Below are 23,933 nucleotides of genomic sequence, written 5' to 3' on the forward strand. Positions count from 1 at the left end.
TGAATACGAACTTGAACAATCCAAATCCAACCGTACCAGTACAGGAACCTGTTGTGGACCGATTTCTAGAACATTGCCATACCAAACGTTATGCCTCTGGGAATCGCATTATCCATGCGGGTGACCCTTCCAATACTTTGTATTACATCACGCATGGCTCTGTGAAGATCATGCTGGAAGATGATACTGGGCATGAAATGGTATTAGCATATCTCAACAAAGGTGATTTTTTTGGTGAGCTGGGTTTATTTGCAGAAAACGAACGCAGTGCTTTAGTAATTGCTAAAGAGCAATGTGACGTTGCCGAAATTCAATATTCAAAATTTCGTGAGTTAGTACAAACTGAACCCGATATTTTAATGCACATGGCGGGGCAACTTGCTAAGCGTTTACGCGACACAAGCCAAAAAGTAATTGATCTTGCCTATCTAGATGTAACCGGTCGTGTTGCACATACTTTACTTGATTTAGCGAAACAGCCGGATGCCATGACGCGCCCAGAAGGCATGCAGATTCGCATTACTCGCCAAGAGATCGCCAAAATTGTCGGTTGCTCGCGTGAAATGGCGGGTCGAGTACTAAAAGAACTCCAACAACAAGGCCTAATTTCGGCACATGGTAAAACCATCGTCGTCTACGGCACTCGTTAATTCTTTAGACTAAGCTCTTAGCTTAGCCTAACTTAATACATCCATACAATCCGATTTACTAACCTGACATCCGTCAGGGGAACTGCTGTGCATATGCGATTGTTCACTACTAATTGAACTAGCTAATGTTATAGTATAACATCACAAAATGTGGCAACGACATCAACATAGTCAGTGCATTAAAGAAGCACTTAGTAATGCGGAACAGATCTGTATCGATCACAAATGCCGACTCACACCTATACGCAAAAAAGTGTTGGAGCTAATCTGGAAAAGCCATAAACCCATTAAAGCTTATGATCTATTAGCGCAACTAAGCTCAGAAGATTTTATTGAAAAACCCCCTACAGTTTATCGAGCGCTGGATTTTTTAATTGAGAACAACTTAATCCATCGCATCGAAAGCCAAAATGCTTATATTGGATGTAACACTGATCATGGAACTTTAGATAGCAAGTTTCTTATCTGTGACCAATGCAATGAAGTAGAAGAACTCAGCGAACCGAAAATTAACAAAACGCTTAGCGAGATCAGTAAAAAACAAGGATTCATACCCAGCCTTGTAAATGTAGAAATTCACGGCACATGCTCACATTGCGCACGCGAATAAATCAAGAATACTAAAAATGATTCGACACGAAACTTTTGACCGCTTCGCAATAGCTTTATCCAGCTTGTGCGCTATCCACTGCATAGCCTTACCAATTGCCGCAAGTGTAACCCCGCTTCTTATATCTACTGTTGAACATGGTCATGACAGCCATGAGTTTTGGTTTCACCAATTCATTCTATTTTTCATAATCCCTGTTAGCTTGTTTGCATTAGTTGCAGGATATCGATGCCATCGAAAGAATTTGCCCATGCTAATTGGTGGCCTCGGCTTATGTATTTTAGTAACTGTTGCACTTTTTGCAGAGCCACTTATCCATAATCACTTGCTTTCACCCACAGGCGAAACTGTATTAACTATAATTGGCGGCATCATTCATGCAGCTGGACATATTAGTAATGTACTCACCACAAGAGCATCGCATAATGCCCGATGTTCAGCAGCACTTTAATAATTTACTGTAGTAAATCCTCTTCAATCGGGTGATACACACTTGCGGATTCAATGAGCGTTTTTGCAGTTAAGCCTGGCACGCCATACACTTTAGCTGTTACGCCATAATCGGTTTTAATTTTCTCTAATAAAAGATCAAAATCCCCATCCCCTGACAACAACACTACAACATCGACTTCTTTAGCTTTTTCCATCACATCTATAGTGATACCTACATCCCAATCACCTTTTGCTGAACCATCGCTGCGTTGAATATACGGTTTAAGCTTTACGTTAAATCCAATATGTTCTAATGCTCTTTGAAACTTATGTTGTTTGTCATCACCTTTTTGTGTGGCATAGGCGTTTGCTATCACAATCTTGCCTTCTGAACTAAGCTGTTTCCACAATTCTCTATAGTTGAATTGACGCGCATAAGCATCGCGCGTGGTGTAGTAAATATTTTGCACGTCTGCAAAAATAGCGATGGTTTTCATATTGTTATCTGCATAAATATATGGATATAAGGTTAATTGCTAAAGCCACAGCAACCTTATAGAGTGTACCTACTATTTATCTAAATCAGGACCTGCCTGTTTAGCGGCATATAACTGAGTCTTTTTCAGCTTAAAAGCTTCACCTCATACGCCTCTTACCAGACTGACCCAGAAAGGGTATCTACTCATGGCATGACACTATGTCATCACTTACTAATTATTGTCTGGCACCTAAGTTGCCTGGACTGAGGAGCACAACACATGGAAGAGATGCAAAATGTTTTGTACAACCCCATTTATTTAATAATGGGCATCGCACTTGTATATATAGCTTGGAGCAATATTTCAGGCAAAAATAAATAACAAACACTTAAACTATCTTAGATAGCTAAATTAATATTTCTATTCAGCGCCTTCTCCATCAATTTGAAACAAGGCGCCTAGATTAATACTACCATGCGTATCGGGTGACTGAATTGTTTCCAGATCATTAACATTTCCAGCATTTAAATTTGAAGCCGTGTCATCAGGTGGAAACAACACTAATGTTTCCAGAAAAGCGAGGATGCGCCGTTGACCTCTTACACTAAGATTTAAGTAAGCATCTCTCGATTCAGCAGCCTCACCACCATGGCGCTTTATCACTGCATCTAAATTGATACTACGTCCATCATGTCCATACGGTGCCGTTGAACCCACACCCCAAAGTGGCTCAGTAACAAACTCTGTTACCACGGAACCATCAAAATCGCGCTCATGAAATGCCGGTCCCAGATCGTGTCGTTTCAAGTCTGAGTAGAAATTTTTAACAATAAATGGTTCTCCTTTGGGTAGAAGCAATGGATATTCATTCCCATCATCTTCAAGGGTAAACAATTCAGTCGCCGTAGCAAACAGTTGATTAAAGATGCCACGCTCAGGATCGTAAACCGTTTCAACATCTGCCACACGACGATCACTATTAATTCTTAAATTAGGTTTATGACAAGAAGTGCAGCCAATTTCTTTCAACAGATTCCGACCACGCTCAGCTTGTTGTGTCACTTGGTATTGTCCAGGCTTAAAGTAATTAAGTAAGTAAAATTCCATATGGTCAATTAATGCGGGATCAATTTCACTGACAACACCATCATTGTCTGTATCATCACTGGCATCGCATACAGCCGGACGCTCAAATGTATCTTGTGCTGGGTCATATGCAAACCCACTAGGGCTAACAACAGCTTGTGGGTTTTCTGGATCCGTTACTGCACACAACACAGGATCCCACGCTTGTAAGCCCATCTCATCTTTAAAAGCACCAATGATAAATTCACGTATGGATACTGTGCCACCTTGATGAAAAAACGGGCGAATACGTAAATCTTCATCGACACCCTTAACTTCAGAAGTATCTATTTTTCCATTCGGACAAGCAGTTATCATTCCAAACGACACACGTTTTGCGCGCAATGGCGTAGTGATACATCTGTTTTGTTGCTCAGCCACTTCAAGTGCTCGAGCACGACGGTTACGCAACCGTTGCGTCATTTCTTCTGCGAGTTGTTCCACTATTCCTAAGCCAAACAAATGTGGGGCATCTCGGCTATCCGGCCTGGTATTAACATCACCACCAAATCCAGCAGAACCTCTAGGCCGCCCATGACAAGCTGCGCAACTGTCTGTAAGACCCGCACCCAATGCGCGATTTTGTGTGATATCGCCAGTTGAACTCGCGTTAACTCGTGGGCCGAGACCTTCGTCTGTAGAAAACTTTCGTTGGAAAAGTTGTCGGCCACGGCGTATGGATCTTGCTGGATCCCGCTTAACTAAATATACAGCCGAACCTGCAGTATTTTTATCACCATGACCATTACCAATTTGCTCATCTAAACGTTTAGCAATACACCCGCCTGGCGCATTCACGGTACCTGCATCTACTTTATCGCAAGGCACCAGTTCTGCTTGCACATCTTGTACAAACTCAAACCCTAGAAGCAAAATAATAAATGGTAAAATTTTGGTTAGTTGGAAATTAAAAACACAACCACGAACAGACTGTAAAAAATGGGCTGATAAATACATATTGAGACCTCGACGCATTATTAACTACGTTAATTAACATTGCGTTACCGCCTTGTTTCGCAATTTCTATTTGCTAATGAGGCACAAGGAAAGGTTTACTTACAGATATGTAAGTAAAGAGGCTCTTATCCAACTCCAAACTAGCTACGTCGCTTCTCTCTAGTTATTTTTATAATTATTATTATTCAAGAACAATCCTATTCTTGAATGTTCATTATCGTAATCAACCCACATTAATGTAGCAATCGTTATTTATTCTGTTTAATTATTAAAAACAGAAGTAACGAACTAATAAATATAATTAAATACTGCTTGTATGCGCGCTCATCGTAGTTTTTTATACGCTACATTAAGAATTATTCTACCAAGACCTTTAATTAACTCTGAATGTCCGCCTTGAATCGTTAGCTGACATAAAATTAAATTTTGAGATGCTCAGCCATGCATCTCCCTCTTACGGCTCAGAATAATACTAGGTATGGGCGGTACGAAAATTACTATGAACGGTAATTTTATAGGACTTAGGACACTCAATAATTTTTGAATGCTAATTATAATTGCCGGACTCTACCTACATGGATGTAAGTATATGGGCCATATCAAAATTAATCATTTAAACGTTGAGCAAATAACCGTAAAGGTAAATGAAACATTTTCTTTGCAAAATAGCAGTAATACTACTGCTGCCCATGATCATCATGCTCAAAATAATTGCCATGCATCAGGACTAGATATTACTGAATCAAATCTATCAAAGGATGCTTTTAATTCATGCTTTGAAAAATATAAAGACAAATAATTGTGGCAGACCTAACCTTTACACGCGCTAGTTTATCCGACAAATATGTTATACAAGCAATTGCTAATAAAACGATAGATCGATCTTATCGAGATTTTCTTGATAACTTTACGGTAGATAATTACCTAAATAGTAAACATCTTGAAGTATTCTTAGAAAGCAATATTAACAATACTTGGATTTTGCATAAAAATACTACTGCTCTTGGCTTCTCAATATGTATCGATAATGTAATAGACTTTATGATGATCGATGTGGATTATCATCACCAGGGATATGGAACAATATTGCTTCATCATTGCGAAGAACTACTATTTGAACACTACAAAGTAATTGCATTAGAAAGTTTTGAAGAAAATATTAGTGCTAGTAATTTTTATCTCGCCAATAATTGGAAAAAAACTGAGAAATATAGAGATCCCAAACAAAATGCCATAAAAATCATCTTTCGCAAGCAGCTTTATAGTACAAATGAGCAACGTCGTAGGAATACGTTAGTTAGATCCTAATACGAGAATGATTATTTTACGTAATTAGGCACATCCTCCGTGCTTGCTAATCAATATTGTCTTGCTTATAAGGCAGCTTAAAAGACCCATACCTCAACACAACGGATGCAAGTGTTAGTAAAAGAATGGCGCCTGCTAGTAAAATAATATCCTGCGCATTCATTTCTTTCATACCCAAAATTATAAATCGTGTAATCGCTACAATTGAGATGTAAATCGGATAACGTACTGGAAGCTTACCGCTAGTGAAGTACAACGCCACCATGGTTAGAATTTCTAAGTAGATAAATAACAGCAAGATATCGTGCAGCTCTACCCTGCCTTGCTGATATATAACGTGTAACTCTTGCCCAATCGCTACAATCGTTGCAAGTGTAATGAGCACAAGTCCGGCACGCTCGACAAACAAGATAAAGCGCATAATTGGATGTGAATTATTTAATGTAGGTTTAGCCATAAGTCACTCCAATTTATTTTAATTTTAAAAAAACAATTCTTTTAATTTAGCGCCAGGATTCTCTGCCACCATAAATGCTTCACCTACTAAGAAGGAGTTAACTCCTTTATCAATCATCAAAGCGATATCTTCTTTAGTATGAATTCCACTCTCGGTAACTACATGACAATCCTCTGGCACTTTAGATAACAGATCAAACGTTGTATCTAGAGAAACTTCGAAATTATGTAAGTTACGATTATTAATCCCAATCATTGTGGGCTCGAGTTTTAAGGCACGGCCCATTTCTTCTGCATTGTGCACTTCAATCAGTACATCTAATCGTAATTCTTTACCGAGTGCATATAGCTCTGCCATTTGATCATCTTCCAGGCATGCTGCAATCAGTAACAAACAATCTGCGTCTACCGCACGTGTCTCATACACCTGATAGGTATCGATAATAAAGTCTTTGCGTAAAATAGGCAGGAAACAAGTCTTTCTCGCAAGTTCCAAAATTGCACAAGATCCCTTAAAGAATTCTGTATCGGTCAATATAGACACACAACTTGCGCCATTCATTTGGTAGCCTGCTGCAATTTCCATGGGGTTAAAATTTTCTCGTAGAATACCTTTGCTTGGTGAGGCACGTTTAATTTCTGCAATTACGCCTGCACGTTTAGCCGCTTGCGCACCACGCAATGCACGCTCAAAGCCGCGTGGACTAGGCGCATCATTAGCCATGTCTTGAATTTTATCCAGCGGCATATGCAGCTTACGCTCCACTAGCTCATTTTTTTTATGCTCAATTATCTTGGTGAGAATTTCTGGGGTGTCATTTTGAGAGCTTGGTTGAGTATTTATCATTTTTATTATTTAAAACTATTTGTATATTCTATGTATTGTTGAAATTTGTTCTTAGCCTCACCAGAAGCAATAACGTCCGCCGCCAAACTAACCCCTTCTTCCAGCGTTGCGGCTTTATCGCTTGCATACAATGCAGCACCTGCATTTAGCTTTACAATATCTAACGCTGCACCTGTTTTATTTTCAAAAACATCATTCACTATTAGTAAACTATTAGCAGCATCCTTCGCCACAATATCAGCAAGATTACCTTCGTCCAGCCCAAATTGTTTCGGCGAAATACTATAACAAGATACCGCTCCATTCTTTAGTTCGGCAATTTGAGTATTGCTGGCAATACTAATTTCATCCAAACCATCGTCTGCATGCACGACGAGTACATGCTTACTTCCTAATGATTTTAGTACATTTGCCAACGGCTCAAGCCATTGCTTGCTAAACACACCCAATACTTGATGCGGCGCACTGGCTGGATTCGTTAGCGGGCCTAATAAGTTAAACATAGTGCGCACACCTAACTCTTTGCGCGGGCCAATCGCATGTTTCATTGCACTGTGATGCGCTGGGGCAAACAAGAAGCCTATGCCTAATTCTTCTATACAATTAGCAACTTGCTTTGGCGTTAGCTGAAGATTTACACCTGCAATTTCTAATACGTCTGCACTACCACTTTTACTAGAAACTGAACGATTACCGTGTTTAGCGACTCTTGCGCCGGCTGCAGCGGCCACAAACGCAACGCATGTAGAAACATTAAAGGTACCTTTCGAATCTCCACCTGTACCACATGTGTCGACTAAGTTTTCTGTGGCTACATTTACTTTTGCAGAAAGCTCACGCATTACAGCAGCAGCAGCGGTGAGTTCTTCGACCACTTCGCCCTTCATACGTAGCGCTACTAGAAAACCCGCAACCTGTGCAGGTGTTGCTTCACCCGACATTACCACACGCATGACCGCTGTCATTTGCTCTGAATTAAGATGATTACCTTCGATTACAGTATTAATAGCTTGCTGAATATTCATAAAAAGAGCACTAAAAGAAATATTAGTTTTGACGAACGAAATTAGTTAACAAATGATGACCAAAGTCTGTGAGAATCGATTCCGGATGAAACTGCACACCTTCAACTGCAAGTTCTTTATGGCGCACACCCATAATTTCATCTAATTCGCCGGCAGCATCTTCTGTCCAAGCTGTGACTTCCAGACAATCTGGTATCGATTGCTTTTCAATGACTAATGAATGGTAACGTGTAGCCGTAAATGGATTGTCGCATTTTTCAAAAACATGTTGATTGTGATGATGCACCATTGACGTTTTACCGTGCATGACTTGTTGGGCTTTAATAATCTTACCGCCATACGCTTGACCAATACTTTGGTGGCCCAAACAAACTCCTAAAATTGGTATTTCTCCGCCTAACTCCGCAATGATTTCTAATGAAATCCCTGCTTCATTTGGTGTACAAGGGCCAGGGGAAATAACAATGTGGTGTGGCTGCAGCGCTTTTATTTCTTTAATGCCAATTTGATCATTACGTACAACTTTAACTTCCTCACCAATCTCCCCGAGGTATTGCACCAGGTTGTAGGTAAATGAATCATAATTGTCAATCATTAAAATCATAGGATTATTTATATCTGAGCCACTAGCAGTCTTTCAATGAACTATACAATGGATGCCGCAGCTTTAGCAGCCTTAAGCATTGCGCCTGCTTTATTATTCGTTTCAATCCATTCATTTTCAGGAACAGAGTCATAAACGATTCCTGCTCCCGCTTGTATATAAAGTTTTTCGTCTTTAATAACGGCTGTGCGAATTGCAATCGCAGTATCCATGTTGCCATCCCAGGATATGTAACCTACTGCACCAGAATAAATGCCGCGTTTAGTAAGCTCATATTCGCTGATTATTTCCATAGCGCGTATTTTAGGTGCGCCGCTTACCGTACCTGCAGGGAAAGTCGCTCTTAATACATCTATCGCATCCAATTTTCCATCTAACTGACCCGTAACATTTGAAACGATATGCATAACATGAGAATAACGTTCAATAATCATTTTATCAGTGAGCTCTACCGAACCTGTTTTCGCTACATGGCCAACATCATTACGACCGAGATCAATTAACATAAGATGTTCCGCAAGCTCTTTTGGGTCTTGCAAAAGCTCTGCTTCTAACTCGAGATCATGTTGCGCATCTTTGCCTCTTGGTCGCGTACCTGCAATGGGCCTAACGGTTACCTCATCATCTTCCAAGCGAACTAAAATTTCTGGAGAAGAACCCACAATATAAAAGTCCTCCATATTCAAGTAGTACATGTATGGCGATGGGTTTAAGCTACGCAAACTTCGATATAAATTAATTGGCGGCGCAGTAAATTCAGTACTTTGTCTTTGTGACAACACGACTTGCATGACATCTCCTTCGCGTATGTATTCACGTGCCCCATCCACTGCTTGCTTAAATTTAATTTCAGGAAACTCTGAAACAAAATTTACCGGTACTTGTGGAGTTTTCGCAGCAACTTTTGGTGCAGGTTGTTGCAGCATTGCAGCAATCTCATCTAAACGCATTTCACCTGATGCTAATGCACGTTCTTGTTTTGGATCAACATGAACAATGATAAATATTTTTCCGCTTAAGCTATCGAACACCACTAGCTCTTTAGACACCATGAGAAATATATCGGGTGTTTGCAAAACATCCGCCTTAGCCTCGCCTTTCAAACGTGGTTCAATATATTGAATAGTTTCGTAACCAAAATATCCCACTACTCCGCCAGTGAAACGCGGCAATTCTGGAATATCAGGCACGTTGAATTGTTGTAGAAAGCTTTGCACCCAAGTTAATGGATCTTGTACATTCTGTTCGTGAACTTGGTTATTTTTCTCATGCACCACTTTATTACCGAACACTTTGATGTGTTCGGCGCTAGACAAACCTATAAAGGAGTAACGACCCCATCGTTCTCCACCCTGTACCGATTCAAATAAATAGGTATATGGCTGATGAGCCAGTTTTAGATAAGCACTAAGAGGAGTATCAAGATCAGCTAACACTTCCCGCACCAGCGGAATGCAGGTATAGCCTTGGCTAGTTAGTAAATCAAATTGTGCGGAATCCATGTCATCTCCAGAATATTAAAAAGAAAAGCGAGCAAAAACGTTAGTGTTGTACTAGCAACGCCAACTAAATAACTCAGCAATTCCTTTTTGCAATGAGATGAACATTGAAAAATAATTCCTTACGCGGTTGAAAGAAGGTATTGCGGTATCTCCGCAATGGAGTCAATTATATAGTCTGCGCCCAAAGCATCAACTCCTTTCCCTTGATGATACCCATAACTGACGCAAAATGACTTCATATTCGCCAATTGAGCCGCTTTTATATCACTAGCGGAATCCCCCACCATTATTGCCTGCTGTGGGCTCAAGTTGGTCTGCTTGAGAATCGCTTGCAACACTTGAGGATCGGGCTTTTTTACAGTTAAGTCATCACCGCAGATCAGGTAATCGAAAAAATGGTCTATTTTAAATGCCTCCATAAGCGGTGGCGTGAATCTTCTTGGCTTATTAGTTATACAAGCCAAAATATAGGATTGCTCACGCAATGCCATTAAACCTTCCAATACACCAGGGTACATTGCACTCTCAACATGTATATGTTGTTCATAGATATCAAAAAATAATTGATGTGCTTGCTTAAACAAACCTTCTGGCGGCTCGCCATCCAATTGTCCTGTTAATGCACGTTTAATTAAACGACCCGCGCCATTTCCTATCCAGTCACGTACTTGAGCAAGATCGTGCGGTGGAAAATTTAATTCCAGCAACATTTTATTCATGCTGATGGCGATATCCGGCGCACTATCGACCAATGTGCCATCCAAATCAAACATCACACAACGCGTTTGCACTAGAGATTGAGCACTCATAACAAAACTAATCTAAAAGAAATGCTTTAGGAAGTAACTTTATTGCTGCTAGCGAGTTGCTCGCGCATTTTAGCAATCGTGCCTTGATAATCTTTAGTATTAAATATTGCAGAACCTGCAACAAAAGTATCTGCGCCCGCTGCTTTTATTTCTGCAATGTTATCGACTTTCACCCCACCATCGATTTCTAAACGAATTGGCAAACCAGATTGGTCAATTATCTTTCTTGCATGTTTTAATTTTGTGAGCGCTGCAGGAATAAACTTTTGACCACCAAAACCAGGATTAACCGACATCAGTAACACCATGTCTACTTTATCGAGCACATATTCCAACTGATCAAGCGGCGTCGCCGGATTAAATACCAAACCTGCCTTACAGCCTTGATCGTGTATTAACTGTAAGCTGCGATCCACATGTTCAGAGGCTTCTGGATGGAAAGTGATATAACTTGCTCCCGCTGCGGCGAAATCTGCAATCATTTGATCCACCGGTTTTACCATCAAATGGACATCGATTGGAGCCTGCACACCATAGTCTCGCAAGGCCCTACAAATAACCGGCCCAAAAGTCAGGTTCGGTACATAGTGATTATCCATTACATCAAAGTGAACAATATCAGCCCCTGCAGCAAGCACGGTACTCACCTCTTCACCGAGGCGCGCAAAATCTGCAGACAATATTGAGGGGGCTATCCAGTCCATTGTTGAGTCTGTTGACATAAATTCACGACATTTGACAAAAATGAGGCTCGCACTTTAGCTTATCAGCATGTAATTTGCAGCAAAGTTCCAGTAAACTTTATCCATAAATAGACACCAATTATCTTCACTCTAAGAAAATAATACTTATCAAAAGAAGAGAGCCCAAGGAGAGACCACAATAATGGACTTACAACCGTATTACTTCCCTGCCGCAATCGCGGGTCATTTAATTGCCGCAGTGATCTGGGTAGGAGGAATGTTTTTTGCCTATATCTCACCAAGACCAGCGGCCGCTAAGGCACTGGAAATGCCACAACGGCTAAAGCTATGGAAAAGAACACTATCAAGTTTCTTCTTCTGGGTATGGGTTTGTGTAATTACGCTACCCGCAACCGGTTACTGGATAATTGTCGAACATTACGGTGGCATGGCACGTGTAGGATGGCATATTCATCTTATGCAAGTGATCGGCATTATTATGATTTTAATTTTTATGCACGTCTTCTTTTCGCCCTTTAGACGCTTGTGCAAAGCAGTGAAACAAGAAAATTTTCAGCTGGCGAGCGAGAACCTTGCGCAAGTTCGCAAGTTTATTGGTATTAATTTATTACTTGGCGTGATTGTAGTAATGGTTGCAGGCGGCTTACGTTATATTGCAGTCTAACGAACACCTTAAACCACCTGCAGTACATCAGCTTATTTTAATTATTACTCTTTGCAACCTAGTGAAGAGTAATAGGCAGCTAAATTAGCCATATCATCATCGCTTAAATTAGCCACCATCGGCGCCATTTGTGCATTCACTCTGGTGCCATCTTTAAACGCTTTAATTTGTGCTAATAAATACTGTTCTTTCTGCCCGGCTAAGTTTGGCCAAATATCAGTTGGGCTTATACCTTCTCCACCATGGCATGCTGCACAAGTAACTGCCTTTGCTTTACCTGCCTCTGCATCACCCGCATAGACGACAACTGAAGAAAGTGATAACAACAAAATACTAACAACCCCTACTAAGTGTTTCATTTAGAATGCTCCGAATAATTGTAGTGAAATTTTATATGCTTTTGATTGCTTATGTTAGCTAATGGTTCATTAGCGAAGCAGATTTTGCATAATTTTACTCATTTTATCCATTGCCTAGATGTGGAATTTGACTAGAATCGGACGTATTCACACGTAGATTACGTGTTACATACATTAAGACCATCAATACAGATAATAACAACATTGTACCCATTAATAACGCGTAGTCCTCTAACTGTAATAATGAATACAAAACAGAATAAAGTGCACCTAGTAAGACAAGTATAACGCCAGATCGTGACCAACTTTTTAACGCTGCCGCCGTATACAACGTTATTAATCCAACGTTGATTGCTGCAGCAATAATGTATGCTGTTAGAAATTCCATATGCTCCGCAACCGACAAAAGAATCAAATAAAACAAACTAAGCGTTATTCCAATTAATCCGTACTGCACAAAGTGTAACCTCGCCTGCATGGTTAATTCAAAAATTAGAAAAGTTAAGAAAGTTAACCCAACAAATAAAATTCCATATTTCACAGCACGAATAACTTTAGAATACAAAAACACCGGTTCAAAAAGATCTACGCCGGCAATAAACTCATTCAAATTATAGGAATTCGAGGACGATTCCCAAGATTGTGGAAAATTTCTAGCCAAATGCGGAATCGACCACATTGACGAAAAACCATCCTCTTTGATTTTGTATTCAGTTGGTAATGTCATGCCCTGAAAACTAGGGTGCGGCCAACTAGAATTCATATTAACCACTGTGTTTTCTCCAAAGGGCGCAAAACGAAAACCTTTACTACCATTAACAGAGAGATTGGCATTGAATTCATGCTTATCCTTTGATGAATCAAAATCAGCCAAGCTTGCATGAAAACCATATTGCAAAAGTTTTGTAAGCTTTGTTCCAGAATTAAAACCATTCTCTACACCATTCCAATTTAGTGACGTTACATTATTAATTGCTCGTGTATCCGATAATCCTAATATTACAAATGCTTTATCCCAATCAATGCGGTGTATATGATCAGACAATGATTCAATATTAGGTTTTTCAAAGCTGCCACTTAACGAGATGTCTGCTTTATATACTAGAGAATCATAAATGCCACGTTTCCTGTGCTCTTCTAACAAATCCACATCAATTTTTAAATCTTTTGGTAAATGCACTGCATAACGCGTTAAGTATTTAATTTTGGTCTTAGTTTTCTCCCTATCGTATTCATCCGTTGTTGTCTCTTTACTTACATGCTCAATGACAAATGGGATGACTAAAATTGGTGCCTGGAGTGTTTGTTGCCCTCCCCATGTATTGGAAATTTCTTGTAATACATTTCGATACAGGCCATTCCGCTCGTGCACAACTCCCTCAAACATGCCCAATGGAATTAACATTACAATCGCTAGTATTCCTATAATGACCCCGCGTACAGTTAATTTTTGGTTCATATTTTTTACCACACCTTGATAGGTGTCTTTTACACTATTCATATCTGTTGGATTTACCTGTAAAAATTTGCGAACTAATAAAAAGATTATTAAACCGATACCTACGAGCATGGCTAATAATATGAGCGAAAAAAGTACCCCGATAAACATGCAACTTCCGTTAGTAATTTGTGGTTTGCTCAAGAGGCTAACTAGGAAAGATGACGAAAATATGCGTTCAAAATGAATAATTGTGGAAAGCGAGTTAGAGTGGCTTCCAATGATGAATGGCCTGAATATGTTGACAGACTGTTTTTGTTGTAGACGTGCTAGAAGCAATTTAAACACCCGATCCAACCAGCCAATCAAATGTGCATTTGAGCATTTTCTGTTGGAATTTCAGTCAATTAGGCGGTCTAATCCCGTGCATATACAAATGAGTACAATACAAAGGATCCCAATTCTCATGCTCGCACATTTGAAAAATCTAACACTACAGAAATTAATTTCGCATGCCGCGGTATTTCTTTCACTGTGTTTTTTATTAGCCGTTCCTACATCGTCAGTATTTGCAAACATGGTGCTAAGCGATGCAATCATACATTTTGAACCTGGCAAACCCTTACGCAAAGACATTGAAGTAGAGAATGCGGGTAGTGAAACACTCTACATTCAAGTGGAGCCAATAATTGTAAAAACCCAGGCACTGAAAATGAAACAAGGGAAATAATCAAAGACCCAAGAGAATCGGGTTTACTTGTTTCTCCAAATAAATTAGTTATTCCGCCAAAAGGTCGAAAGCTCGCACGTTTTGTTTTACTCAAGCCGCCAACAGACAAAGAAGCAGTTTACCGAGTAACTTTCAAACCAATTTCAAATCAATTGATAGCGGAAAATAATCAAGTTGGCGTTAAAATTGTGATTGCTTATCAAGTTCTTGTGTTAGCACAGCCGCTAAACCCAAAACCAGACTTAATTGCTACACGCTCAGGCAGCACTATTCGCTTTAAAAATAATGGCAATACAAATATTCTTTTACGCGAAGGTAAGCAATGCCCCTCTAAAGATAGCCTTGATGAAGAATGTGAAATATTCAAAGGCAATCGCCTTTATGCGGGTAATGAATGGACAATAAAATTACCAAATAGTCAGCCGGTTAAATACTATCTGAGCATAGGCACTAAAAACTCTATAAAAGAGTACTAGTCTTATAACATTACAAAATGAAAAAGTTTTTGGCTTATGCCATTCTTTTTGTTTGCATCTGCTCATTCGCTAAAGCAGAGGAAAATGCAAACCCAGAATCAGGAAATAACTCAGACGCTCCATCAGAGTTTAAGCATTTAGTCGACACTGAAGTAACCCATCAAGACACTAGCATTAAAGTTAAACCAGGTGCTCCGCCAGGATTCGAAGACTTAGCCAATCCGCAAACAACTGCAGTGGACGTGTACTATGGAGATCGCTTAGTGGGCACTACACTTGCAACCTACACACCCGAAACTATTGAATTTGATTACCCAGAGGAAATAGTTTCATTAATTCCCCGTATTGAAAATTTTGAAGCAGTGCAAGAAGCTTTAAGTGGCCCACTAGAAACAAATGCTGATAAATTATGCCTAACTGAAATACAACGTGATTGTGGTTTTTTAGAACCTGCAGTTGCCGGCATCATCTTTGATGAAGGCTACTTTAGACTAACCGTTTTTATCAATGCTTATTATCTAGAGAATCAAAATATTGCATACAGTAAGTTTATACCAGAATCGGAAACTGGTTTTTCCACTATCGGCTCTAACAATATTAGCTTTAGCGGCAATGACAATGAAGACAACTACACATTCGCTTCAAGTGAAATTTTTGGCTACAAACAATCTAGATTTCGTTTTGACTGGGACCTGTCAAACACAAAAAATATATCTGTAAATAATATCTCATTACAAAATGATAAATCTGTATGGACATCTGAAGCAGGTGTGTTTAAGTCATCCACTAGAAATTCTAGCTTTTATAATGAAATAGAGTTATTAGGTGCTAGACTTTATTCTTCAACCAACACTCGTACAGACTTAGATTATTCCTATAGCACAGATATATTTCTGTTCTTATCAAGTCCAAGTGTTGTAGAAATATATAAGGATGAGAAATTAGCTGCTGCACAAGAATATGAAGCAGGTAACCAACAAATTGATACCAGACACCTACCAAATGGATCCTATCCTATAACTCTTCGTATTACTGATTCCCAAGGAGTCACTAGGGAAGAAGAATATTTCTTTGCTAAGACCGAACTTTTACCACCCAAAGATCAACCACTATATTTTGCGGAACTAGGGAAAATTGGTGAGTCTGAACAAGACAATTTATTCCCTAAATTTATCGACAAATATTTTGGCAGAGCTGGGGCTTCATATAGATTACAAGATAATTTAGGAGCAAATTTTGAATTATTGCAGAGCTCTGATATAGGTGTCATTCAAGGTGGAGGGGTTTACTTAGGAAATCAATATAATATTCAATCCAATCTTATGTACAGCAATGAAGGAGACTGGGGAATTGATTTAAATGGTCAAATGAAAAAATTCGGCAGTCAATTTAATCTTAATTATAGAAAAGTAGACAATAACGATGAAAGTAATTTTGAAAATGAAATTTCAATTATCCCTCAAAGTTTTACCCAAGCATCTTTTTCTGCCAGCAGGGCGTTTGCAGGCGGCACAATAAATTTTCGGGCACGCCAAAATAAACGTGGTGAAAATGATTCTGTAGATTCTATTGGATTACAATATAGAAGACCTATATATAGAAAAAATCGCTATCAAATTAATTTTAATACGAGTGGGTTTATTGAAGATGACGACATGTCTATAAACCTAGGTCTTACATTCACTCGCTCAGCAAATAGTTTTCAACTAAGCAGTAACACCCGATATACCTATGAAGACAATAACGGAATCACTGATAGCGATGTCGAATATTTTGGCAATGCAGTTTATTCAGATCAGGACCCTACATTTGGAAAATATAGCCTTGGGTTGCACGTCAATGACACGGTAAGCAGCAAGTCTGTTGGTGCTAGAGCACGCTCCCAATCCTCCTTAGGTAAAATGGATCTGCTGCTTGAAAACATAGACAATGAAACTTCAGATGATATAACTCGCTATCTAGGCAATGCTAGCTTCAGCATCTTCAGTAGTGACAAAAAACTTGCCTGGGGTGGAGAACAGAGAGCAGACTCAGGAGTGATCATTGAGCTAGAAAGTGATGCCACGGACTCACCATTTGAAGTATTTGTGAATCGCCAACCCTATGGTTACGCTGAAACTGGGAAATCTACCGTTATTGCATTACGTAGCTATAATGAATATGAAATTCAAATTAAACCAAGAGGTGATGAAATTGTACACTTCGATGATCGAGTAAGAAGGGTAACCTTATATCCTGGAAATGTAGAAACCTTAAGCTGGGAAGTTAGCCCGATAACCATCTTGATCTCCAATGCAGTATCTGAGGATGGCTCCCCGGTAGAATTTGCCAAATTTGAAAACACCATTAACTTTGCGGCAACCGATGCTGGTGGATGGTTCCAAATTGAAATCGCTGACCGAGAGCCATTAGTTCTATCCAAGCAAGGCAAACCGCTATGCGAAATAGTCCTTCCGGAATTCGAAGTGCAACAAGGTGTCGCATTTTTAGATGAAATTGTTTGCAGCCCTATTCAGGACTTACCAAAATCACAATAGTGGCAGAGTATCTTCCAGCAGCTGCAGCTCGAATATTAGATTCTCGAACGATTAGTGAAAGATTTGCGCTTAGGCGCCTGCACGTTCCGTCAGCTCTCAACCTACGTCCGCGTTGCCCTGTAAGCGCTTGCCCAGGTCTTAATTCCTCGCGCCCATTGGTTCGTGGTCTATCATTGAAAAATAATCGATAGGCAATACTATTTAATCCATCCTTTAATGCGAATGATCCAGCATGCGTATCACCATTTACCGTTACGCTATAAGGTCCACGTGGCCGTAAGCCAACACATATATTCTGATTAGCAGTGATATTACCTGAATTTAAAGCCCACCTTCCCAATGAAAAGGTTTTGAGCTCTGAGACAATAATTTGGGCATGCACTTGTGGCACAAATGCAGCACAAGTTGCCAATACGATAAAGAATCTAGCTATATGTTTTTGAAATATTAACAAGATACGCCTACGTTTAACGCATGACCTGCGTTTAAAACACTAGGCTATAGAGGCATTACTAGTAAAGTCAAGACTCCAGTGTATGAACCACCAATTGCACCCGTCAATTGAGCTGAAGGAATTCTAACTTCTAGATTTGCATTAGGCGGACGCCGCGGATTACCAAACCAATTTAATGGTGTATCACAAGGTGCGCCACCAAAAATGAAGGAAAACGCATAGTTGTATAGAAAATCTCTCCAGAAACCAGTTTGACTTCCAAGTATTGAACCTGGTGACACTATTGTTGAACCAGTTGTGCCTGTTTGGTCATTCCAACTCACATCGTAATAAATTTGGTCTAAACCATTGGTAATAGTAAAAGCTGATGGATCAAATGCATCCCCATCACCCGAAGCAACAATGGCATAACCTTGAAACCAATCTGATTTACCAATACAGATATCTTGATCTAATGCTAAGTCACCATCACCCGCCACCCATGGACCAAAATTCACTGGCTGTAAGCCAGAAATTTGAATGATATTGCCTGAGGTCACCGAGATATCTACAGAACCAGTAGATGCATATAGATCTATCGTACCCTGTGTAGTGGCAGAGAATGTTGAGCTAGAAAATACAACTAGCACAAACATTAGAATTGCAGATTTGATAATGAGCTTTAATCGCATTTTATTTCAACTAGATTTGTGAAAAATAAGTGCTGCCAATCGGAAACTGACAGCACTCTAGATCTTCAAAAAAATTAACGAGGTGCTACAGTGATTGATAATTCATCAATGTAGGTCGCCGCAGGAACTTCTGACCAGCCATTTAGAGTAGGGCTTGGATCATTTTCCGGAATTGAAATCGAAATGAGTGCGTTACTACCAGCAATACCGCAACTAGTGCTAGAAGTATCAGCGCCAGTGAAGTTTACTGCTGCAGCACCATGATCCATATCAGTAGCAGTTACTACCACTCCATCATCAAAGGTGACGTCATATACAATGTCATTTGTTCCGTCAGATAAAAAGAAGTCCGTTCCCGAACCATTATCGCTAGACATTGTTACTTCATAGTCTGCACTGCCGTTGCGATAAACGCATGCAGGGGTACTTGCAGTGGTAGCTGAACCAAATGTGTTGGTAAGACCCGTCATGCCAATGAGGCCGCTGATTTGTACTAAATCACCCACATCAACTATAATATCTACGGTACCTTCTGATGTTGTATCTAAAGGTCCATCTGCAGTTACTGCAAACGAATTACCCGCAAATGCGATAAGTCCAGCAGCCGTCAATCCTTTAACTAATTTATTCATTTCCATCTTTACAATCCTTATATAAGTTTAAAATTTTTCCCAAATCACTTTGGTGTTAAAATCTTTTTTCTGCTGAGTTCCCTACGAATGGGTTCAAATCACAGATCAATGAGCTAAAGTATATCTTTATATTTTAATTTAGATTATCTCGCCCGATAAGATAAAGCGCTTTAGTTACAAGAGGTTACGGCACTCGCTAAAGTGTTGAGGTGGGTCTAAAAGTGACAAATTTGGTCCATTATTTTTACTGCAAACGTGAGCAGCATCACTGATGATTTACAGTTGTTAACAACAATAAGGAAAATTATTGTAGATGAATATAATTAAAGAGCTAGGAGCACTACGATTAATACTCGTTGCTAGTGCATTGATTATTGCTTTTTTATCACCCGAACCAGGCACTTCTGTAGATCTTGATGGTTGGGGAATAATACCCACTGCTGTTATCCCTGCCGCCACACCTCTAATATTCATGGTATTGATGTTTGACTTTATGATGTGTCGTATTCGCATGTCGGATGAAGCTGTTCGCGAAAAATTCAGCACAATCGGATATATAGAATTAGCAGCAGCGCTTTTCTTATTAATAATGTGGCTGCCATTCTTTTTAGCCATTGGTCGCTAAAAAGTAACCCTCCAAAACACAAATGGTACTCAATTACATCTGGATTGGTTTTTTTATTGCAGCATTTATCAGCTGCATTTTTCAGCATTCATTAAAGACAATAGCGCTATCTTTGCACAAGTTGTGCAAGCAACATTTGATATGGCGAGTTTAAGTGTTGAAATTGCACTCGGCCTCGTGGGTGTACTGTGTTTATGGTTAGGTTTTTTCACTATTGCTGAGCGAGCTGGATTTGTAGAGTTACTAACGAAAGCATTTCGACCTTTGTTTAAAAAACTTATGCCGGAAGTGCCCAGTGATCATCCTGCGATTGGTTCCGTCACCATGAACATGGCTGCCAATATGTTGGGCCTAGACAACGCCGCAACACCGCTTGGCCTTAAAGCCATGCAAGATCTGCAAGACTTAAACCCTGAAAAAGATACTGCAAGCAATGCACAAATATTATTCTTAGTTTTAAACACTTCTTCTGTCACATTATTGCCCGTTACCATTTTTCTGTTTCGTGCCCAACAAGGCTCGGTTGATCCAACGGCCGTATTTATTCCTATTTTATTAACCACCTGCGCATCCACTTTGGCGGGCCTATTAATAGTTGCCTACATTCAGAGACTGAGTTTATTCAATAAAACTATATTTCTTTATGCTTCAGGATTATTAGCTGTAATTGGGTTGTTACTCATGTTCCTGCTCAATAGCAATTCAGCCTCATTAGCAGAACGTTCTAGCTTTTTGGGCAACGTACTCTTGCTACTGGTAATCATTTCGTTTTTAACCATGGGTTTTCTTCGCAAAGTAAATGTATATGACGCCTTTATCGATGGTGCCAAACAAGGTTTTGACGTGGCCTTAAAAATTATCCCTTACTTAGTGGCCATGTTAGTGGCGATTGGAATGTTACGTGCCAGCTTAGTGTTAGATGCAGTATTAGCAGGTATTGAAAAGATCGTGATTGCCCTGGGATTAAATCCAGACTTTATTGCAGCACTACCCACAGCATTAATGCGACCCTTTTCAGGTAGTGGTGCTCGCGCCATGATGCTAGAGACCATGAACACGTATGGTGTAGATTCATTTGCTGCAAATGTTTCCGCCATAGTGCAAGGTAGTACAGAAACTACCTTTTATGTATTAGCAGTATATTTTGGTAGTGTCGGCATTAAACGCGTACGCCATGCTATAGGCTGTGGTTTATTTGCAGATTTTGTTGGCATTACAGCGGCAATATTTGTTGGTTATTGGTTTTTTTCATAAATATTAGTAGCCAATTACTACCAACCTCTCAGAACCAACTTTATAATAGATATTTTGTAATAAGCTGAGGTCCGCAATGGCTAAATACAGAATGAGTTTGCCTCAACTATCTGGCGATCTATTTCTTACCGACGGAGGAATAGAAACTACCATGCTATTTCATGAAGGTTTAGATCTGCCACACTTTGCTGCATTTACTTTATTAAATGAACCAAAAGGACAAGCAGCCCTTACAAAATATTTTCATAATCACTGTGCAATTGCAGCTAAATATAAAGTCGGATTTATTTTAGAAGCTGTTACTTGGCGTGCCAGTTTAGATTGGGCTGAAAAACTAGGTTATTCTAAGCCTGGCTTAGATGAAATGTTACATAAAGCAGTAGAGTTCTTAATGCCTTTTAGAGAGGAATACGAGAATGAACAATCGAAAATGGTATTAAGCGGCTGCATCGGTCCACGCGGTGACGGCTATGTGCCAGGCGAGTTAATGTCAATTGATGAAGCCGAAGACTACCACTCCATGCAAATTGAAACTCTCAGCAAAACTTCAGCAGATATGTTGACCGTGCTCACGCTTAACTACGTTGACGAAGCCATTGGTATTGCGCGAGCAGCAAAGGCACACAATATGCCAGCCGTTATTTCGTTTACTGTTGAAACAGATGGCAAACTGCCTACAGGCCAAAGTTTAAGAGATGCCATTGAACAAGTAGAGACAGAAACGGATCAATCCCCTATTTATTATAAAATTAATTGCGCTCACCCAAGTCATTTTGAAAATATTATTTCAACTGGCGAACCTTGGTTAGATAAAATTAGAAGTCTGCGTGCAAATGCTTCAAGTTGTAGTCATGCTGAACTAGATGAAGCAGAAGTACTGGATGAAGGCAATCCTGAAGAACTTGGTCATCAATACCGTCAGTTAAGAGAGTATCTACCGAATCTAAATGTACTTGGTGGTTGCTGCGGTACAGATCACCGTCATATAGAAGCAATCTGCAAAGCCTGTGTAAATTAAAGAATATTTTATTCTTTTAGTAATTTAGCAATCAGCTTTTCAATCTTTTTAGCGCGACGATCACCTTCGTGAGTTTCGCCAATAAAGCCTTTTCGAATATTGCCTTGCTTATCGACAATATAGTACGACGGCCAATATCTATTGCGCAGTGCGCGCCAATAAGCCTTGTTATTATCCATCATCACTGGATGGTGTAATTCAAAATCTTCAATTTTTTTAACTACGTTCTCACGCTCTTTCTCGTGATCAAATTCTGGAGTATGGATACCTATAACAGTGAAATCTTGATCAGAAAATTTTTCTTCTACACTCCTCAACCATGGAAACGAGTTGTAACAATTCCAACAACCGTAGGTCCAGACATCGATCAAAACCACCTTGCCTCGTAAATCACTTGAACTTAGTGGTTTTGAGTTAAGCCATGCTGCCTCATCAATTTGCGTAAACTCAGGCATGGTGGCTGGCGGATTAACTTGTTTTGCATAAACCACGGCACTTAAGAGCAAAGTTAAGCTCAACAGTGCAACTATATATAGACGTTTTGTTATATGTGTCTTAATCATTATTAAATCTCCACCTTAAATTTCAACCAGTACTCGGCCTCGAATTTCATTATTTAATAGTTTTTCAAATACCATTGGTAAATTATCGAGATTAGTTGTCTGCGTTTTTATTTTCGCTATATGTTCTGGGTGAAGGTCATCACCTAGCCGACTCCATATTTGTTTTCTAAGTAATTGTGGGCAATTAGACGAGCTTACCCCCAATAAGTTCACCCCGCGAATAATAAATGGCATTGCTGAAAGCTTAAACTTTACACCACCTGCAATACCCACACTAACAACATTTCCCCAAGGTTTACTGGCACGTACCAACGCGCTCAAGGTATCGCCACCTACATTATCTATCGCGCCTGCCCAACGTGTTTTTTCTAATACTCCGCTGCCAATTTGTATTTTTTCGCGTGCAACAACTTTACTCGCTCCTAGCTCATACAAATATTCATGCGCATCTTGACTACCAGTTACTGCAATGGTTTCGTAACCTAATTTATGTAACAAATCGATAGCAAAGCTTCCAACACCACCACTGGCGCCTGTCACTACAATAGGGCCATCTTCTATTTGTTGGTTATTTTGTTGTAACAGATGAATACTCAGTGCCGCAGTAAATCCTGCAGTACCTATAATCATCGTTTGAGCAAGCGTCAAACCGTTTGGTAATGGCACCACCCAGTCTGCTGGAACGCGTGCAAATTCTGCGTAGCCACCATCATGGGTTTCGCTTAAGCCGCTACCATTTACAAGTACTTGGTCGCCTTGCCCAAAATCACTACTAGCTGATTCAACTACTTCACCAGCCAGATCTATTCCACCCACTAAGGGTGATCGCCTAAGAATTTGAGCTTTACCCGTACCTGCTAACGCGTCTTTATAATTAACACTTGAGTACTTGACGCGAATGACCACTTCGCCTTCGCAAAGATCATCGATACTAAGTTGCTCTATCCCCGAACGAGTGTGTTGTTGATCTGAAAATATTCGAAATGCTGGAAATTTTTTCATGT

27 protein-coding genes and 1 pseudogene are annotated in these 23,933 nt (G+C 39.8%); 12 read left to right on the top strand and 16 right to left on the bottom strand.

Annotated features, from left to right (window positions below; all coding sequences use genetic code 11):
• Positions 1–11 precede the first annotated feature (11 nt).
• From crp to GKR92_08340, 3 genes are all read left to right on the top strand, one after another.
• Positions 12–650 carry a cAMP-activated global transcriptional regulator CRP gene (crp, locus tag GKR92_08330; GenBank protein QMU61702.1) on the top strand — a complete coding sequence of 213 codons (639 nt, stop codon included), beginning with the start codon at positions 12–14 and terminating at the stop codon, positions 648–650.
• 148 nt (positions 651–798) lie between these two features.
• Positions 799–1,260, top strand: coding sequence for a transcriptional repressor (locus tag GKR92_08335; GenBank protein QMU61703.1), 462 nt, complete (start codon positions 799–801; stop codon positions 1,258–1,260).
• Positions 1,261–1,276: 16 nt separating this feature from the next.
• Positions 1,277–1,711: a MerC family mercury resistance protein gene (locus GKR92_08340; protein QMU61704.1), complete on the top strand. Its 435-nt coding sequence runs from the start codon at positions 1,277–1,279 to the stop codon at positions 1,709–1,711.
• Positions 1,712–1,715: 4 nt separating this feature from the next.
• Here GKR92_08340 and GKR92_08345 read toward each other — a convergent pair whose 3' ends face one another.
• A complete protein-coding gene (locus GKR92_08345; GenBank protein QMU61705.1) occupies positions 1,716–2,189 on the bottom strand; it encodes an NYN domain-containing protein in 474 nt (157 codons plus the stop codon).
• A 402-nt stretch (positions 2,190–2,591) separates the two neighbouring features.
• Positions 2,592–4,271 (bottom strand): thiol oxidoreductase-like protein, encoded by a 1,680-nt coding sequence (locus GKR92_08350; protein QMU61706.1) that lies wholly within the window; start codon positions 4,269–4,271, stop codon positions 2,592–2,594.
• A 571-nt stretch (positions 4,272–4,842) separates the two neighbouring features.
• Between GKR92_08350 and GKR92_08355 the strand changes: the two genes are divergently transcribed.
• The gene (locus tag GKR92_08355) at positions 4,843–5,052 is read left to right on the top strand and encodes a hypothetical protein (protein ID QMU61707.1); all 210 of its coding nucleotides are present in this window, start codon (positions 4,843–4,845) and stop codon (positions 5,050–5,052) included.
• On the top strand, positions 5,049–5,561 hold the full coding sequence (locus GKR92_08360; protein ID QMU61708.1) for a GNAT family N-acetyltransferase: 513 nt from the start codon (positions 5,049–5,051) through the stop codon (positions 5,559–5,561). Before GKR92_08355 ends, GKR92_08360 begins: the two co-directional genes overlap by 4 nt.
• 46 nt (positions 5,562–5,607) lie before the next feature.
• On the opposite strand, the gene GKR92_08365 is transcribed toward GKR92_08360, so the two are convergent.
• The 7 genes from GKR92_08365 to GKR92_08395 form a co-directional block, all read right to left on the bottom strand.
• Positions 5,608–5,982, bottom strand: a complete 375-nt coding sequence (locus GKR92_08365; protein QMU62752.1) for a phosphate starvation-inducible protein PhoH — start codon at positions 5,980–5,982, stop codon at positions 5,608–5,610.
• A gap of 60 nt (positions 5,983–6,042) precedes the next feature.
• The gene (gene trpC / locus GKR92_08370) at positions 6,043–6,864 is read right to left on the bottom strand and encodes an indole-3-glycerol phosphate synthase TrpC (GenBank protein ID QMU61709.1); all 822 of its coding nucleotides are present in this window, start codon (positions 6,862–6,864) and stop codon (positions 6,043–6,045) included.
• Between the two features lie 5 nt (positions 6,865–6,869).
• Positions 6,870–7,889, bottom strand: coding sequence for an anthranilate phosphoribosyltransferase (gene trpD, locus GKR92_08375; GenBank protein QMU61710.1), 1,020 nt, complete (start codon positions 7,887–7,889; stop codon positions 6,870–6,872).
• 22 nt (positions 7,890–7,911) lie between these two features.
• Positions 7,912–8,493, bottom strand: coding sequence for an anthranilate/aminodeoxychorismate synthase component II (locus tag GKR92_08380; protein QMU61711.1), 582 nt, complete (start codon positions 8,491–8,493; stop codon positions 7,912–7,914).
• A gap of 41 nt (positions 8,494–8,534) precedes the next feature.
• Complete coding sequence (locus tag GKR92_08385) at positions 8,535–9,995, bottom strand: anthranilate synthase component I (protein QMU61712.1); 1,461 nt, start codon at positions 9,993–9,995, stop codon at positions 8,535–8,537.
• A gap of 119 nt (positions 9,996–10,114) precedes the next feature.
• Positions 10,115–10,804: a phosphoglycolate phosphatase gene (locus GKR92_08390; GenBank protein ID QMU61713.1), complete on the bottom strand. Its 690-nt coding sequence runs from the start codon at positions 10,802–10,804 to the stop codon at positions 10,115–10,117.
• A gap of 26 nt (positions 10,805–10,830) precedes the next feature.
• The gene (locus GKR92_08395) at positions 10,831–11,508 is read right to left on the bottom strand and encodes a ribulose-phosphate 3-epimerase (protein QMU62753.1); all 678 of its coding nucleotides are present in this window, start codon (positions 11,506–11,508) and stop codon (positions 10,831–10,833) included.
• Between the two features lie 181 nt (positions 11,509–11,689).
• Here GKR92_08395 and GKR92_08400 point away from each other — a divergent pair, with 181 nt between their 5' ends.
• Entirely contained in the window at positions 11,690–12,172 is a 483-nt protein-coding gene (locus GKR92_08400; GenBank protein QMU61714.1) for a hypothetical protein, read from the top strand.
• A 44-nt stretch (positions 12,173–12,216) separates the two neighbouring features.
• Here the strand turns inward: GKR92_08400 and GKR92_08405 are convergent, their stop codons facing one another.
• Both GKR92_08405 and creD read right to left on the bottom strand, forming a co-directional pair.
• The gene (locus GKR92_08405) at positions 12,217–12,531 is read right to left on the bottom strand and encodes a c-type cytochrome (GenBank protein ID QMU61715.1); all 315 of its coding nucleotides are present in this window, start codon (positions 12,529–12,531) and stop codon (positions 12,217–12,219) included.
• A 103-nt stretch (positions 12,532–12,634) separates the two neighbouring features.
• Positions 12,635–14,140 carry a cell envelope integrity protein CreD gene (gene creD / locus GKR92_08410; protein QMU61716.1) on the bottom strand — a complete coding sequence of 502 codons (1,506 nt, stop codon included), beginning with the start codon at positions 14,138–14,140 and terminating at the stop codon, positions 12,635–12,637.
• A gap of 265 nt (positions 14,141–14,405) precedes the next feature.
• Here creD and GKR92_08415 point away from each other — a divergent pair, with 265 nt between their 5' ends.
• The 3 genes from GKR92_08415 to GKR92_08425 all read left to right on the top strand — a co-directional run bounded on the left by GKR92_08415 (position 14,406) and on the right by GKR92_08425 (position 17,712).
• Positions 14,406–14,699: a hypothetical protein gene (locus tag GKR92_08415; protein ID QMU61717.1), complete on the top strand. Its 294-nt coding sequence runs from the start codon at positions 14,406–14,408 to the stop codon at positions 14,697–14,699.
• A 152-nt stretch (positions 14,700–14,851) separates the two neighbouring features.
• Positions 14,852–15,175, top strand: coding sequence for a hypothetical protein (locus GKR92_08420; GenBank protein QMU61718.1), 324 nt, complete (start codon positions 14,852–14,854; stop codon positions 15,173–15,175).
• 17 nt (positions 15,176–15,192) lie between these two features.
• Positions 15,193–17,712 (top strand): hypothetical protein, encoded by a 2,520-nt coding sequence (locus tag GKR92_08425; GenBank protein ID QMU61719.1) that lies wholly within the window; start codon positions 15,193–15,195, stop codon positions 17,710–17,712.
• Here the strand turns inward: GKR92_08425 and GKR92_08430 are convergent.
• From GKR92_08430 to GKR92_08440, 3 genes are all read right to left on the bottom strand, one after another.
• Positions 17,684–18,166, bottom strand: coding sequence for a hypothetical protein (locus GKR92_08430; GenBank protein ID QMU61720.1), 483 nt, complete (start codon positions 18,164–18,166; stop codon positions 17,684–17,686). The genes GKR92_08425 and GKR92_08430 overlap by 29 nt on opposite strands.
• A 44-nt stretch (positions 18,167–18,210) precedes the next feature.
• Positions 18,211–18,837 carry a hypothetical protein gene (locus GKR92_08435; GenBank protein QMU61721.1) on the bottom strand — a complete coding sequence of 209 codons (627 nt, stop codon included), beginning with the start codon at positions 18,835–18,837 and terminating at the stop codon, positions 18,211–18,213.
• 74 nt (positions 18,838–18,911) lie between these two features.
• On the bottom strand, positions 18,912–19,475 hold the full coding sequence (locus GKR92_08440; GenBank protein QMU61722.1) for a hypothetical protein: 564 nt from the start codon (positions 19,473–19,475) through the stop codon (positions 18,912–18,914).
• Positions 19,476–19,782: 307 nt separating this feature from the next.
• Here GKR92_08440 and GKR92_08445 point away from each other — a divergent pair, with 307 nt between their 5' ends.
• From GKR92_08445 to GKR92_08455, 3 genes and pseudogenes are all read left to right on the top strand, one after another.
• The gene (locus tag GKR92_08445) at positions 19,783–20,094 is read left to right on the top strand and encodes a hypothetical protein (GenBank protein ID QMU61723.1); all 312 of its coding nucleotides are present in this window, start codon (positions 19,783–19,785) and stop codon (positions 20,092–20,094) included.
• A 22-nt stretch (positions 20,095–20,116) separates the two neighbouring features.
• Positions 20,117–21,348 (top strand): annotated as a pseudogene (locus GKR92_08450) (hypothetical protein).
• Positions 21,349–21,424: 76 nt separating this feature from the next.
• Complete coding sequence (locus GKR92_08455) at positions 21,425–22,366, top strand: homocysteine S-methyltransferase (GenBank protein ID QMU61724.1); 942 nt, start codon at positions 21,425–21,427, stop codon at positions 22,364–22,366.
• An 8-nt stretch (positions 22,367–22,374) separates the two neighbouring features.
• Here the strand turns inward: GKR92_08455 and GKR92_08460 are convergent, their stop codons facing one another.
• Both GKR92_08460 and GKR92_08465 read right to left on the bottom strand, forming a co-directional pair.
• Positions 22,375–22,929, bottom strand: coding sequence for a redoxin family protein (locus GKR92_08460; GenBank protein QMU61725.1), 555 nt, complete (start codon positions 22,927–22,929; stop codon positions 22,375–22,377).
• Between the two features lie 15 nt (positions 22,930–22,944).
• Positions 22,945–23,931 (bottom strand): acryloyl-CoA reductase, encoded by a 987-nt coding sequence (locus GKR92_08465; GenBank protein QMU61726.1) that lies wholly within the window; start codon positions 23,929–23,931, stop codon positions 22,945–22,947.
• Positions 23,932–23,933 lie beyond the last annotated feature (2 nt).

It is taken from the genome of Gammaproteobacteria bacterium (genome assembly GCA_014075255.1).
In the GTDB taxonomy this organism is placed as follows: Bacteria; Pseudomonadota; Gammaproteobacteria; order UBA4575; family UBA4575; genus JABDMD01.